General features: G+C 39.5%; 16 protein-coding genes. 9 read left to right on the top strand and 7 right to left on the bottom strand.

Going from position 1 to position 14,182, the window contains the following annotated elements; all coding sequences use genetic code 11:
- Positions 1-10: 10 nt before the first annotated feature.
- The 3 genes from V7138_RS22000 to fni all read left to right on the top strand — a co-directional run bounded on the left by V7138_RS22000 (position 11) and on the right by fni (position 4,138).
- Positions 11-1,441, top strand: a complete 1,431-nt coding sequence (locus V7138_RS22000) for a PTS transporter subunit EIIC (protein ID WP_335401648.1) — start codon at positions 11-13, stop codon at positions 1,439-1,441.
- 780 nt (positions 1,442-2,221) lie between these two features.
- Entirely contained in the window at positions 2,222-3,034 is an 813-nt protein-coding gene (locus V7138_RS21995; protein WP_335401645.1) for a squalene/phytoene synthase family protein, read from the top strand.
- Positions 3,035-3,109: 75 nt separating this feature from the next.
- Positions 3,110-4,138 (top strand): type 2 isopentenyl-diphosphate Delta-isomerase, encoded by a 1,029-nt coding sequence (gene fni / locus V7138_RS21990; protein ID WP_335401644.1) that lies wholly within the window; start codon positions 3,110-3,112, stop codon positions 4,136-4,138.
- Positions 4,139-4,251: 113 nt separating this feature from the next.
- Here fni and V7138_RS21985 read toward each other — a convergent pair whose 3' ends face one another.
- The 5 genes from V7138_RS21985 to V7138_RS21965 all read right to left on the bottom strand — a co-directional run bounded on the left by V7138_RS21985 (position 4,252) and on the right by V7138_RS21965 (position 8,204).
- A complete protein-coding gene (locus tag V7138_RS21985; protein WP_335401642.1) occupies positions 4,252-4,893 on the bottom strand; it encodes a response regulator transcription factor in 642 nt (213 codons plus the stop codon).
- A 12-nt stretch (positions 4,894-4,905) separates the two neighbouring features.
- Positions 4,906-6,024: a GAF domain-containing sensor histidine kinase gene (locus tag V7138_RS21980; protein WP_335401640.1), complete on the bottom strand. Its 1,119-nt coding sequence runs from the start codon at positions 6,022-6,024 to the stop codon at positions 4,906-4,908.
- 77 nt (positions 6,025-6,101) lie between these two features.
- Entirely contained in the window at positions 6,102-6,443 is a 342-nt protein-coding gene (locus tag V7138_RS21975) for a VOC family protein (protein WP_335401638.1), read from the bottom strand.
- 10 nt (positions 6,444-6,453) lie between these two features.
- Entirely contained in the window at positions 6,454-7,482 is a 1,029-nt protein-coding gene (locus tag V7138_RS21970; RefSeq protein WP_335401636.1) for an S-adenosylmethionine:tRNA ribosyltransferase-isomerase, read from the bottom strand.
- A 2-nt stretch (positions 7,483-7,484) separates the two neighbouring features.
- On the bottom strand, positions 7,485-8,204 hold the full coding sequence (locus tag V7138_RS21965) for an SDR family NAD(P)-dependent oxidoreductase (protein ID WP_335401633.1): 720 nt from the start codon (positions 8,202-8,204) through the stop codon (positions 7,485-7,487).
- 244 nt (positions 8,205-8,448) lie between these two features.
- On the opposite strand from V7138_RS21965, the gene V7138_RS21960 reads away from it, so the two are divergent.
- From V7138_RS21960 to V7138_RS21945, 4 genes are all read left to right on the top strand, one after another.
- On the top strand, positions 8,449-8,676 hold the full coding sequence (locus V7138_RS21960; protein WP_335401631.1) for a hypothetical protein: 228 nt from the start codon (positions 8,449-8,451) through the stop codon (positions 8,674-8,676).
- A gap of 297 nt (positions 8,677-8,973) precedes the next feature.
- Entirely contained in the window at positions 8,974-9,417 is a 444-nt protein-coding gene (locus tag V7138_RS21955) for a YbaK family protein (RefSeq protein WP_335401629.1), read from the top strand.
- Positions 9,418-9,483: 66 nt separating this feature from the next.
- Entirely contained in the window at positions 9,484-10,197 is a 714-nt protein-coding gene (gene cwlD, locus V7138_RS21950) for an N-acetylmuramoyl-L-alanine amidase CwlD (RefSeq protein ID WP_335401627.1), read from the top strand.
- Between the two features lie 120 nt (positions 10,198-10,317).
- Positions 10,318-11,367, top strand: coding sequence for an Mrp/NBP35 family ATP-binding protein (locus V7138_RS21945; RefSeq protein WP_335401625.1), 1,050 nt, complete (start codon positions 10,318-10,320; stop codon positions 11,365-11,367).
- A 48-nt stretch (positions 11,368-11,415) separates the two neighbouring features.
- Here V7138_RS21945 and gerD read toward each other — a convergent pair whose 3' ends face one another.
- Positions 11,416-12,012: a spore germination lipoprotein GerD gene (gerD, locus tag V7138_RS21940; protein WP_335401623.1), complete on the bottom strand. Its 597-nt coding sequence runs from the start codon at positions 12,010-12,012 to the stop codon at positions 11,416-11,418.
- A 148-nt stretch (positions 12,013-12,160) separates the two neighbouring features.
- Between gerD and V7138_RS21935 the strand changes: the two genes are divergently transcribed.
- Positions 12,161-12,757, top strand: a complete 597-nt coding sequence (locus V7138_RS21935) for a KinB-signaling pathway activation protein (RefSeq protein ID WP_335401621.1) — start codon at positions 12,161-12,163, stop codon at positions 12,755-12,757.
- 36 nt (positions 12,758-12,793) lie between these two features.
- Here the strand turns inward: V7138_RS21935 and pdaB are convergent, their stop codons facing one another.
- On the bottom strand, positions 12,794-13,558 hold the full coding sequence (pdaB, locus tag V7138_RS21930) for a polysaccharide deacetylase family sporulation protein PdaB (RefSeq protein WP_335401619.1): 765 nt from the start codon (positions 13,556-13,558) through the stop codon (positions 12,794-12,796).
- 144 nt (positions 13,559-13,702) lie between these two features.
- Between pdaB and V7138_RS21925 the strand changes: the two genes are divergently transcribed.
- Positions 13,703-13,933, top strand: coding sequence for a hypothetical protein (locus V7138_RS21925; RefSeq protein WP_335401616.1), 231 nt, complete (start codon positions 13,703-13,705; stop codon positions 13,931-13,933).
- Positions 13,934-14,182: the final 249 nt, after the last annotated feature.

The raw sequence follows: 14,182 nt of genomic DNA, 5'->3' as shown, positions 1-14,182 counted from the left end.
GGGGTATCGCATGGATTTTAAAGATCAGGTTTCTAGTATTATTAAAAATATCGGTGGGTCTGAAAACGTCAGTAATGCAACACACTGCGTGACAAGGCTCCGTTTAGTATTAGAAGATGAGAGCCAAGTGAATAAAGAGGCATTAGAGGAAAATGAACTGGTTAAGGGAACATTCTCAGTGAATGGCCAGTACCAAATTATCATTGGTCCTGGGCTAGTTGAGAAAGTTTACAGTGAGTTTGTAAATCAGACCGGTGCGGAAGAGGTAAGCAAGGATGAGATGAAGCAGATTACTGCAAAAAAGGGAAACATCATTCAGAGAGTTGTAAGGGTTTTAGCAGACATCTTTATTCCAATTCTCCCGGCAATTGTTGCTGCAGGTCTTCTATTGGGATTAAATAATATGCTTGCAAACCCTGGTATTTTCTTTGATGAGAAATCCTTATTAGATGTATATGAGGGTTGGACAGGTTTTGCGGAATTTATTAATGTCATTGCTAATACAGCATTTACATTTTTGCCTGTGCTCATCGCATGGTCCGCTGCTAAAAAATTTGGTGGCAGTCCGTTATTAGGGATTGTATTAGGGCTATTATTAGTACATCCTTCATTAATGTCAGCCTATGCATATGCAGAAAATCCAAGTGAAGTAGAATACTGGAGTTTATTTGGCTGGGACATTGCCAAAATAGGATATCAAGGACAAGTTCTTCCGGTTATTTTTGCTACATGGATATTAGTCTGGTCTGAGAAGCGTTTGAAGCGATTTATTCCAGATAATTTACAAATGATATTTGTGGCACCGTTCGCATTAGTCTTCGCTGGTCTATTAACATTCGGAGTTATCGGGCCTATTACGATGACAGGTTCAAACTGGATCACGAATGGTATTCTTTATTTATTTGAAGTATCACCTGCGTTTGCTGGAGGCGTGTATGGATTTATTTCAGGTCCTCTTGTTATTACTGGTATGCACCATATTTTCTTAGGGGTAAATCTCCAAATGGCAGGTACGCTTGGCTATGTGACTTTATGGCCGATTGGGGAAACAGTTACACTCGCCCAAGGTGCTGCTGCTTTGACTATGTTCTTTATTCTGAAACAAAACCCAAAATTAAAAAGTGTGTCACTCACTGCAACCTTATCCGCATGGCTCGGGGTTACCGAACCAGCGATTTACGGAATCAACCTCCGATTCAGATATCCTTTCATAGCTGTTATGATAGGAAGTGCACTTGGAAGTGCCTATCTTGCGGCACAAGGGGTAAAAGCTACCTCTGTCGGAGTGGGGGGAGTTCTATCATTCCTCTCAGTTTATCCGGAACATTGGGTCTTCTATTTCACTGGGATGGCAATCACTTTTATTTTCACCGTTACGTTAACATTTGTGTTCTTTAAAAGTAAATTTTTTAAGGGTGGAAAAGCTGTTGAGAAGAGATAGATAAATAAACACCCTGCCACAAAAGACGTAAAAAAACTTCCAAAGGCTCTCAGGCATTTTGCTTGGGGGTCTTTTTATGTCTTAAAAGAATGTTGAACAATTGTAAATACGATCGACTTTTGGTAGGGAATAGTCCAAATGTAAGTGTCATTTTGACAGCTAGGTTGACTTTTATTAGAACAGAGTCCAAATCAAGTCGTCATTCTGACAGGAATTAATCTCAAAACCCAGCGTTCTAGTCCAAATACAAGTGTCATTTTGACAACATGCACGGCTTTTAGTAGAAGTGAGTCCAAACCAGGTCGTCATTTGGACAGGGACCAACAAAACCCGGTAGCTCCAGTCCAAATACAAATGTCAATTTGACAGGCCGGACGACTTTTAGTAGAACNNTCCAAATTCAATTGTCATTTTGACAGGTAGGTTGACTTTTAGTAGAACAGTGTCCAAATCTGTTCGTCATTCTGACAGGAATCAATCAAAACTCAGTAGCTCCAGTCTAAATACAAGTGTCTTTTTGACAGGCCACACGACTCTTAGTAGAACAGTGTCTAAACCAAGGTATCATTTGGAAGTTCTTTCATTCACTTATTTTATAGAATGTTATGTATAATGGATGTTAGAGGAGAAGTCCAATTCGCATACTAAGATTAAACGATAATAAATTTTTTAATTAATGAGATACATAAGGTTATTTAACTGATTTTTTTGTTTGTTTTAGAGGGTCTGATTGAGTTACCATGGTGAGTATGGATGATTTGGATTTAGGAGGTAAGGAAGATGAGTGGGTTTCCAAAAGATGCAATGAGAATGCTTAAAGAGACGAGTCGTACATTTTATATTCCGATTACTTTTTTGCAGAAGGAGTTAAAGTACTCGGTTGCATCTGCTTATTTGGTATTTCGTGCAATTGATGAAATTGAAGATCATGAAGAACTAGACAATGGTGTAAAATATACAATCTTAATGCAAGTTAGCGATTTATTTAAACGTCCATTTGATAACGAAGCATATTTAAAAATACTAGGATCGACCAAAGAACAACTACCCGAAGTGTCACTTCGTTTAGAAGAATGGCTGCAAGCTTGTCCAAAGGAAGCCCTTCCTATCCTTATGAATGCTGCTAATGAAATGGCATTAGGTATGGCAAAATGGGCAAAAGCTAATTGGGATATCCGTACACGAGAAGATCTGGATGATTATACATATTACGTTGCTGGACTTGTAGGAGTCATGCTTTCAGAACTTTGGGAGCTTTATGGCGAAGAAAAAACAGATCGTGAACTTGCGATTGGATATGGACGTGGTCTTCAGGCTGTAAACATATTGCGCAATGAAAAAGAGGATTTGGATGAACGTGGTGTTAGCTTTGTACCTGATGGATGGAGTCGGGAGGAGCTATTCAAGTATGCAGAAGAAAATCTAACAAAGGCAGATGAATATATGAAGTTTCTTACTAAGAGAAGCATCGTACTATTCTGCCGTCTGCCGCTTGAACTTGCCCATAAAACATTAAAAGCATTGAAAGAGGGGCGCAAAAAGATTACACGTGCAGAAGTGGAACAAACGGTGGAAGAAGTGCAAACGAATTAATTCTTGTGTAGACAGGGGTTGAAGATGCAGGATCTGCCGTCTTTAGAATTTTAATGATAAGGGCAGGTGTTGGTGATGACCAACTCAATCGAGCAAAGAAAATCTCAACATATTAAGATTTCATTAAATGAAAAGGTTACGGGGGAGTCCATTACAACGGGATTAGAGTCGTTTGTTTTTATTCACAATGCGCTCCCTGAAATTGATTTTGATGAAATCTCTATAGAAGCTCCATTCCTCGGCTTTACTAGCAAAACACCGTTTCTCATAAGTTCCATGACGGGTGGGACAGACCTCGCTGAGACCATTAACCGAAATTTAGCTTTAGCTGCTGAAGAAAGAGGTTGGGCGCTTGCGCTTGGATCGACCCGTGCGTTGCTCGACAGTGAAGGACATGCCTCATCTTTCCTAATGAGGAAGTATGCACCGAATGTCCCAATCATCGCAAATTTGGGTGCTGTCCAGTTTAATTACGGATATGGTGTTGAGGAATGCAGGAAAATTATTGAATTGACCGAGGCTGATATGCTCGTTCTTCATTTGAACAGTATCCAGGAAGTGATTCAGGAAAATGGAGATACGAATTTTAAAGGCTTATTAAAAAAGATTGAACAGGTTTGTAACACGTTGGGAGTTCCTGTAGGAGTCAAGGAAGTCGGCTGGGGAATCGATGGACAGACGGCTAGAAAACTAATCGATGTAGGCATTTCATTTATTGATGTCGCTGGCGCGGGAGGGACTTCATGGAGTCAAGTGGAAAAATTCCGTGCCAATGATCCGATCAAGCGGGTTGCTGCTGAAGCGTTTAGCGATTGGGGCATTCCAACGGCAGAGTCAATCAGAATGGTTCGTGAAGAGATTGAAGACCGTCCGCTAATTGCCAGCGGTGGAATCATGACTGGATTGGACGGTGCCAAGGCGATTGCGTTGGGGGCAAATCTAGTAGGATTCGGACGATCTATCCTTAAGGAAGCGACCCAAAGTGCGGACCATGTCATTGAGTTGATGAAAATCCGGGAAATGGAATTACGGATGTCAATGTTCGGAATTGGGGCCTCAACCATCCAGGAACTAAAGAGTACCTCGCGTTTAAAGAAAATATGACAATAGTCGGAGACTCATGACCAATTGGTTATGAATCTTTTTTTGCAACTTTTGCATTTTTTCAAAATCTACTAATATTAAAAACGGATGTAGATTCCTTCCTACATCCGTTTTTAGTCTACTAATTTATTTTTCACGGCATAAAGAGCTGCTTGTGTTCGGTCAGTTACCCCAAGCTTTCCCAGGAGATTGGATACATGCGTTTTAACTGTTTTTTCAGTGATGAATAAGGAGCTTGCGATTTCTTTGTTGCTTTTTCCTTTGGCAATTTCCTTTAACACATCTAACTCACGATTCGTTAGTTCTTCTATTAGGTTTTTATCTTGGTTTCGAGAACTGGATAAGTTGGCCAGTAAGTGTGAAGTAGCTTTTGGATGGAGCTGATTTTCACCGCCCATCATTTTTTTGATGGATGTGACAAGGTCATCAGGTTCAATGTCTTTTAATTGGTAGCCTGATGCACCTCCTTCCAGAGCGGGGATGACATGATCTTGATCGGAAAAGCTGGTAAGCATCATAATTTTAATTTCAGGTCGTTCTTTTTTGATTATTTTGGTTGCTTCAATCCCGTCCATTTCTGGCATCACCAAGTCCATTAAGATAAGATCGGGTTTTAAGGATGTGGCCAATTCAATTGCTTCAATTCCATTAGCTGCTTCTCCGATAATTTCTAGACCCTTTTGTGTTCTGAGAAATATGACAAGGCCACGTCTAACAACATGATGGTCATCCACGACTACTATTTTTATACTCACTACATAATCCCCCTAAAACGGAATGTGGATCTCTATTTCTGTTCCACTTCCCGGTTTACTCTGTAAAGAAAATGTCCCGTTTAAGCCTTCTGTCCGTTTTTTCATGTTCCGTAATCCCAATGACGGTATTTCAAGGTTCTCTTCATAGTGAAAGCCACATCCCATATCCTTTATCGTCATTTTCACTTCATCTTTTGAAGTTTGCAAATGTAAAACGACGTCTGTGGTTTGGGAATGCTTTTTGCAATTTGCTAATGCCTCTTGCCCGATACGCCAAAGGGCTTCCTCTACTTTGCCAGGAACCATTGCTGCACCTGTCACAGTTGTTTCGATTGATAGACCAAGCATTTCGGCAAAGCTTCGTAAGGCGCTTACGAGTCCGTTTTCAAGACCCACAGGCCGCAGTTGCCAGATTAAGGCTCTCATTTCACCAAGAGCCTCTTGGGCCATATCTTGTATATAGGTGAATGTTTGTTTGACGTCATCACTTTCTGTCATCTCTACTCCAGCTCTAGCAGTAAGACTAAGGGAGAATAAAAGTTGATTAACCGAGTCATGAAGGTCCCGGGCCAAACGATTTCGTTCAGCAACAAGTGCCGTCTGTTGCTCGCGTTGAGTCAATTTGATTCGCTTCAATGCGGTTCCGATTTGATAGGCCACAGCCTCGAGCAAGGCAAGTTCATTTTTTTCAAAATGAGTTTTATGTGGTGCCCCCACATTTAGAATCCCAAATCGTTCCTGTCCAGCACGGAGCGGGACAGTTGCGTGATGTGTCAAACCACATGTATCACCGGCTTTCTCATTAATAGCATCTTCAATTCTTTTACACTCAATAATATTGGTTGCTTTATTGAGTTGTAAATTGATGTACTTATTTACACACCAGCATTTGCCCTGACACATTCGTCGCTTTTGGTCACTTGCTAATGCAGGGGGGAGTGCTTCGTCAGCTATAAGATGGTGCATACCGTGCTCATCGATTAAGAATATCCATCCTGTATGGAGCCCTGTTACCTGAAGAAGCTTTTTCAAGACAGCCCCCAATACGTTCTTTGTATCTGTTCCTTCATTTAAAAGTTCAGCTATTTCCTTTAAAATGCCAATTTCCTCATATCTAGCCTCAACGGACATGAATTTCCCTCCACGGTATTTTCTGATTCCATTATAGCCTATTTCTAATTTTCAGACTTCTGAAATTTTAGATGGACTCAATTCGTTTGCAAAAACTCAAGCGTTTCTTTAGTAGGACCTTCATAAAAGACGGTCCGCCACCCGTTATCGAGGTCATAGGGGCCTTCGACTTTTCGAAGCCCCAAAAGCATGGCCATTAACTTATCTAAATCTGATACTTCAAAGCAGATATGAGCATTTATCGCAGTACTAGCTGTGAGCTCTAATCTAAAATCACCGAGGATCAAAAATACGATTTCTTCTTCCATGAAACTAAAACGTGTTTCTTCCTGAAAACCTAAATGATTTTTATAAAAGTCGATAGCATCCTCAAAATTTCTTACTTCAAGACCGTAATGATGAAGTTTCACTGCTGCCATCCCCCCTAAATCAGATGATAAGATTCATGTCCCCGAATTCATGCCATAAATAACGGGCGTCAATTGCTTGGTCGTAAGCACTAAGAAGATGCTGTTCAGAAATAAACGCAGATAACATATCAAGATGGCTCGCTTTTGGCTCGTGAAATCCAGTAATAATCCCATCGGTTATTTTCAAAGGAAACTGGTGGTGAATGTATAAATTTGTTAAGCCTGAAAGGTTTCCAAACGCGCCGGCACTTTCAAGAGCTCGAACAACGGTTGTTCCGACCGCAATAACTCTTTTTCCAGCAGCTTTTGTTTGCATAATCCGTTGCATCGTTTTTTCGGGAATGTGATATTCTTCTACGTTTTCTTCAGGTTTCTGATGCCACTTATCATCAAGTAAGTAACTAAGACCTGTATGGAGTTGAATAAACTCAATTTGTATTCCGCACCGCATTAAGGTAAACAGAAGCTCCCAGCTAAACGCCCTTCCTGCAGAGGGCATTTCTACTGAACCTGGGTGGCTGGCAAAAACCGTTTGGTAATAATCTAACCCCCATGGTTGATCAATATATTCGTATCGAACTGGCTCCCCAAGTGCATAGATCATGTTGAATAGGTCTGAGCCCTTTTTCGTAAACTTCAATATTTTTAATGGTGAATTCTTTTTTTCATTGATTACTGTCGCCGATAAATCCGATGAAAAAATGAATTGATCACCAATATTTGCGTATTTTTCAACAATGAGTGCCTCCCAACTATCTTCATTAAGTCGTCTGGCTAGTCGGATTTCGGCCATGGTTGCAAGTTGAATATTGTTTCTTTGCCATTCGGCATGTAAAACAGCGGGAATGGTGCGGCTATTATTTAAAATAACTAGATCACCTGCCTGAAGATAGTGTGGTAAATGAAAGAAGCGGTCGTGCCGGATGTTGCCGGAACCACGTTCAAGCACCATCATACGGACGTAATCTCGCCTAATTCCACGCTTTTCAGGAGGATGAGATGCATTTAATTGATCTGGAAGATAAAAATCTAAGGCTTTTGCTACCATCGTTATACCTCCTCATGGGATTGGGCTGAAAACCGTTTCCCATTGATTCCTTTAGTCTGTTCAGAAGCAAGCTGTAAAAAAGTATCGACGACATCTTCTGGTTTGGCTAAAGGGTAATCACAGTCAGGAACAGCCAATTGATGCATCTCTGTATCCATTTCGCCAGGATCAACCATATTGACTCGAACGCCGGTCTCGCTTAATTCATCTGCCCATGTTTCGGTGAGGCCTTCAACTGCAAACTTTGATACCCCGTATGCACCCCAGCCTGCAAACCCGGTGTGACCAGCTTCTGAAGTAACATTGATAATTGAACCTTGGTTGCGTTGAAGCATTCCGACAACAACTCTTCTTGTTACTAAAAATGGTGATAGGGCATTTACCTTAAGTACCTCCATAAAGTCCTCTTCGGGGTAATCGAGTAATAACGGCATTGGGCTAGGACCCAACATGGAGGCATTATTTATTAGAACATCAATTTTGCCATATGCTTCCTCAGTTAGAGCAACAAACCTTTCAACATCTCTAGATTTAGAAACATCAGCAGTAACGGCTAAAACTGTTGCGCCAAAGCTTTCCGCTTCATGCTTTACCTTTAATAGGTTATCTTCATTCCTTGCACAGATTGCCAGCATCGCGCCTTTTTTTGCAAAAGCTAATGTCAATGCTCTTCCTAATCCTTTAGATGCTCCAGTAATCATGACAACTTTATTCTTCATCATTTAATCTCTCCTTATATACTTTATGACTTAAGCATACTGGCTACTGGGAAATCCTTCGTCGTCAAAAAGCTTGAACTTTATCTACAACTTTTGGATGAGAAGAGTTAAAAAGGAGTTAAATGACATCATGGAAGAGTAAAAGACGTGTCGGACAACCTTCTGTCAAAATTCAAGTTATTTCGAGCAAATCATCGACATAAGATGGATGTAAGAATGGTAACAAATTTGAAGAGGTGGGTGGAAAATGAGTCGTATCCAAAAATCATTGCTCGGTGCATTTATTGGTGCTTCGTCGGCAGGAATGTGGTTAATCGTTGATCTCTTGCTTCCAGAACCAATCGGAGATTACTTATTATTTGGAATTATGGGTGTCGTTCATATGGTCATTGGTTGGCAGGTTGCAAGGCTAATTGGAAAACAAAAGGATAGTCCATTACCAGCAGAAGAAAGTCTAAAGATTTCGGATATATAAAGATGTAGGCCCTCAATCAAAGGATTGAGGGTTTTTTCATAAATTGATGAAGGAGAAATGTTGTGCGAAAAAAGAGATGGAATTCATTTCATACGCTCGATGATGAAGAGCTTCGCGGCAAAGCTCCATCCGTGTAGGGTCCTCCATACCCTACAAAAACTGCTTAGACCCAGTAAATTCCCAGACGAAACTATAAATGTATGCATAGTTTTATTTGGCAATTAAGGTAGTTTGTGTTGAGCGCATGTTTACGATGATCCAGTTAGAAACTATTTGTCAAAGGGGGGTTCTTATTTTATGAATGTAATTACAACCTTCAAGGAAAAACGGAAAGAGAAGCAAATCAAGTATGAACGAAAAATGCTGCGTGAGCTTTCATTAGAAGAACTTAAGAAAAGCGTCGTGGATACCTTTAGCAGCTTCTTTAGAATGGATTCCATTCTTGGAAGTGCAATTGAAGAAGGTTGCATTGATGTCGCGATAGAGTCATACCTTTTAGGGGCTAAGTATAGCAAATTCGGTTACTACGGGGAGTCTGTTGAAGAAGTGAGAATGCGATGTTACAGATTTGAAAAGAACCTCATTGATGCGTTATATGAATTCATATGTTATTGGGGGCATATTGGAGATCAGGGTTTTGTGAATGAGTCCCTATACTACTCATGTGAGCACTATGTAACCTATTGGTGGACGGAAGGATTCCAGAAAGGGGAAAAAAGACACCGGCTAAAATTGCATTAGAATTTTTAATCATATATACTCTCCTTGTCCCATATAGTTAATGTAGGGACATGCAGGAGGGAAATGATGAATAAGAAACTAAAAATCGCTGGCATCCTTTTAGGTGCTGTTGTTTTATTTATATTTATACAATATCGATTCATGGATAAAGATGTATGGGACCCATGGAGTTTACCTCTATCAGGGAAGTTCATTATTATCGATCCGGGCCATGGTGGGCCAGATGGTGGTGCCGAAAGTGGCGAGGTGCAGGAAAAGGACATCGCCCTTGAAATTTCCCATAAACTTCGCGATTATTTACAGCAGCAGGGTGCCTTTGTCCAAATGCTACGGGAAGAAGATACAGATTTAGCGCAGGACGGAACAAAAGGGCTCAGTCGACGAAAAACAGAGGATTTGAAAAAACGTGTTCAAACCATTAATGAATCAGAAGCGGATTTATTTATAAGCATACATTTAAATGCCATTCCTTCACCAAGATGGAGAGGGGCACAAACATTTTACTTTAGTACCTTCAAGGAAAATGAAGAAGTAGCCAAATTTATTCAAGATGAGCTTCGCAACAATCTCGGAAATACAACACGACAAGCAAAAGCGATTAATGGCATTTATTTATTGAAAAGTGCAAAGAAACCAGGCGCACTTGTAGAAGTGGGGTTCCTCTCAAACCCAGAGGAAAAAGCTCTATTAGTTCAAGATAAATACCAAGATAAGGTCGCAGCCTCCATCTATACAGGAATCAACCGATATTTCTCTAACGAATCAAACCCACCCGAATAAAAGGTGGGTATTTTCATGTGTTTTTTAAGAAGCTATGACACTCCTCACACTGTAAATTGGGACAGGTATGGTATAATGAGAAAGGAGTGAAACCGAATACAATATCTAGGTGGTGTTTATATGTTAACTGAGCAACAGGTGAGAGAAGTATTACATTCATTGCAAGATCCATTCTTACATAGAACATTCGAGGAAACGAATGCAATCCAAGAGATTAAAATAAAAGAAGAAAAGAAACATGTCAGTGTAAAAATCGCCCTTTCTAAAACTGGTACAGGCGAACAGCTTCAGCTCCAAACGGCAATTGTAAATGCACTAAAACAAGCGGGAGCAGAGTCTGTAGGTCTGCGGTTTGCTGACCTTTCGCCGGAAGAACTAGCGAAATTTAAGACGGAAACAACTGAGGAATCAGCACCTTTATTATCTCCAGTAAATCAAACGACCTTTATAGCAGTAGCAAGCGGTAAGGGAGGGGTTGGTAAATCAACCGTCTCCGTCAACTTAGCTATATCATTAGCAAGACTAGGGAAAAAGGTCGGAATCATTGATGCTGATATTTATGGATTCAGTGTTCCAGACATGATGGGAATTACAAATCGCCCTGTTGTTCGTGGTGAAAAAATTATCCCTGTAGAAAGAAAAGGGGTAAAAGTGATTTCAATGGGCTTCTTTGTTGAAGACAATTCACCGGTAATCTGGCGCGGTCCAATGTTAGGAAAAATGTTGAACAATTTCTTTAATGAGGTTGAGTGGGGAGATCTTGATTATCTCGTTCTCGACTTGCCGCCAGGTACAGGTGATGTGGCGTTAGATGTTCATACGATGCTACCACATTGCAAAGAAATTATTGTCACAACACCACATCCAACAGCCGCATTTGTTGCAGCAAGAGCGGGTGCAATGGCGCTTCGAACAGAGCACGAAATTCTAGGCGTTATCGAGAATATGTCTTATTTTGAAAGCAAGGTTACAGGTGAAAAGGAATATGTATTCGGTAAGGGCGGTGGAGAAAAGCTTGCGGAAGAGCTTCAAACTTCTTTACTAGGTAAAATTCCACTGGGACAACCTGATTGGAATGATGATGATTTTGCACCATCTGTTTATGACGAAGACCATCCAACAGGAAAAATCTATAATGACATTGCAAAAAGAGTAATTGACGCAATTTAATCTAAAGACCCTCTCGAATATCGAGAGGGTCTTCTATCTATTGGCAAATTAGGTATTACCGCTACCCTGACCTTCATCCTTTTTTGCCTTTTCTTCTTTTTCCATGTCTTCTGCAGCTTTGATAAGAATATCTTCAATCTTCGCTTTATATAACGGGCTCTCAAGTGTTTCGCTAATAACCGTTTGAAGATGCTTTCTAAATTCCTGACTTTTAACAACATCTGTAAATTGTTGTTCCATCTCAGGATTTTTTAAGATATCCATCACCATTTTTTGATAATCGGGATCCTTCATTAAGTCTTTAATGAGCTTTTCGTGCTCCATTTTCATACTTTTTGCGTATTCTTCAACAAATTTCGTATCTTCGAATGTCTTTTTCCAAAACTCAACTCCATTGTCAGAGGTAAGTGTTTCTTGGATGGCGTCTTTTACAACGGCTTGGTCCATGACGAGGTGCTGCTTAATTTTTTCATCACGCATTAGTTCCTCAATCGCCTTTTTACCATCATCGGTTTTCAATATATCGACAACCATCTTTTTGGTTTCTTCATAATCCATTCGATTTTGTTCAACATTTGCTGGGGCACACCCCACTATAACCAATAGAAAACTAAAAATGAGGAGGAGCGACATCCTTCTTTTCATTTCTAAAGCTCCTTTCATAAGGGATCCTTATTTGTTAATATGCTTTTTTTGTTAAAAAATATTCACGTATTGCATGGTGAGAAACTGGCATTCATCCCCTCCGTTTTGGTACAATCATATTTGAATATATAGAGTGGGGGATTTTGTCGTGAAAAGTCGAAATTGGGTAAGGTTTTTTCTTTCTACCTTACTAGTTGGTGCGATAAGCACAATCTTTTTTGGATTTGCCGTTAAATGGAGTGAATATAAAGAATTATTTTTAGCAGCAGAAATCATCGAAATACTTCTTGTAGTATTTTGGCTAATCGGTGTTGGATTTATTTTTAGTATTATTAGCCAAATGGGCTTCTTTGCCTACCTGACTGTTCACCGATTTGGACTTGGGTTGTTCAAGAGTGCATGGGGTCCTGCGCAAATAGTGTTAATTGCTTTTGTATTATTTGATTTAATCTATTTTCGTATTAAGGTGTTTGCAACAGAAGGCGAAAGCATTGCGCCATATGTATGGATACCCATATTGATTTTAGTATTTTCATTAATCATTGCATACTTTAAAAGCAAACAAACAAATAGTAAGGCGTTTATTCCAGCTGTTTTCTTCATGTTTGTAGTGTCAGTAATTGAATGGATGCCAGCCATCCGTGTAAATGATACAAGCTGGCTGTATTTAATGATTTATCCGCTTTTAATTTGTAACGCCTACCAATTATTAATCCTGCCCAAAATAACAAAACAAAAAAGCTGACCCGATGGATCAGCTTTTTATTTTTTACCCCAAACGTTAATCGACAACTTCACTTTTTACATCCGCATTATTAAGCATGTCGCTTACCGTCACAAACGAAAGGCCTTTTCCTTTGATTCCTTTTAATACCTCAGGAAGAGCTTCAGCGGTCTGCTTGGCAGAATCCGATGCGTGGAACAAAATGATATCTCCCCCTTTTACCTTATCTAATACATTACTTGTAATTTTAGCTACTCCAGGATTATTCCAATCGTTTGAATCAATGCTCCAATGGATAAGGGTATAGCCAAGAGAGTCCAATATTTTCACAACTCTTGAATCAAAATTAGCATCAGGTGTGCGTGCGAATGAAACAGTTTTGACTCCCATTTTCTTAAATGCATCCTGTGCCTTGAAAATATCTTTTTTGATTTGTGCATCCTCTAATTCCGTATAGTTTTTATAATCATACCCCTTAATGCCAATTTGATGTCCATCCTTCACAATCCGTTCAACAATTTGTGGGTGACGCTCAGCCCATGAAGCAGAAAGGAAGAATGTTGCATTTTTGACACCTTCATTTTTTAGGGTGTCGATAATCGGAAGAGCCTTTGTATCTCCCCAACTAATGTTAAAGGTCAGTGCAACCGCCTTTTCGCTCTTTTCTCCCGTATAAATCACCCGAGGACCATTTTCGGTTGAAAAAACAGGAGCAATATTGCCTTTTTCTATGTAAAAAATACTAGCTGTAAATAAGGAAGCGAAAAGAATAATCAATGTTTGTTTAATCCTTTTGCTACTCAGGATGTAGAAAAAATTCATTTTTATCCTCCTTGTCCAAAGCATCTTCTGTAAAAATAATATGCTTGTCATGCAATTTGTATGTGTAAAACTCTTTGGAAATTCCGTTCATAAAATATTTAAATCTGGTAATAATTAGAATTACAACAAACATGGGGTGAAACAATGATTGGATTACTAGTTGATCAGAAGGAAATAAAAGAATTAGAATACCTTCTAAAAAGAGAAATGGACGAAATACTCTTTGATGTGGGAGATGCAAGGATCGACCATATTGTAAAAAGAGCAATGGAAGAACGATATCAAATTTTATTTCGTTTATTTAAAAGAATTGCTGATCCAACTGAATGCAGCAAGTATATTCGTTCAAAGAAGGTAAATAGTAATAAGGGGTAAACCTAATAAAATTGGGAGGATTATATGCTGAATATGGTCCTCTTTTAATATTTTAAATAGATTATTGACACGTGTTTTAGATGATGATATATTAATAAACGTCGTCGCTGACGATCATGACTTTCGAAAAAAACTTTTAAAAAAGTGTTGACTTCAAGTTGTCAGCATGGTATATTAAGAAAGTCGCTTCTGAGCGATTATACAATAAAAGTTCTTTGAAAACTGAACACAATACAAACGTCAACGTTT

Origin of the sequence: Bacillus sp. JJ1533 (genome assembly GCF_036965045.1) — a bacterium.
GTDB lineage: Bacteria > Bacillota > Bacilli > Bacillales > Bacillaceae_L > Ferdinandcohnia.
This window is presented reverse-complemented; position numbering and strand designations above follow the sequence as displayed.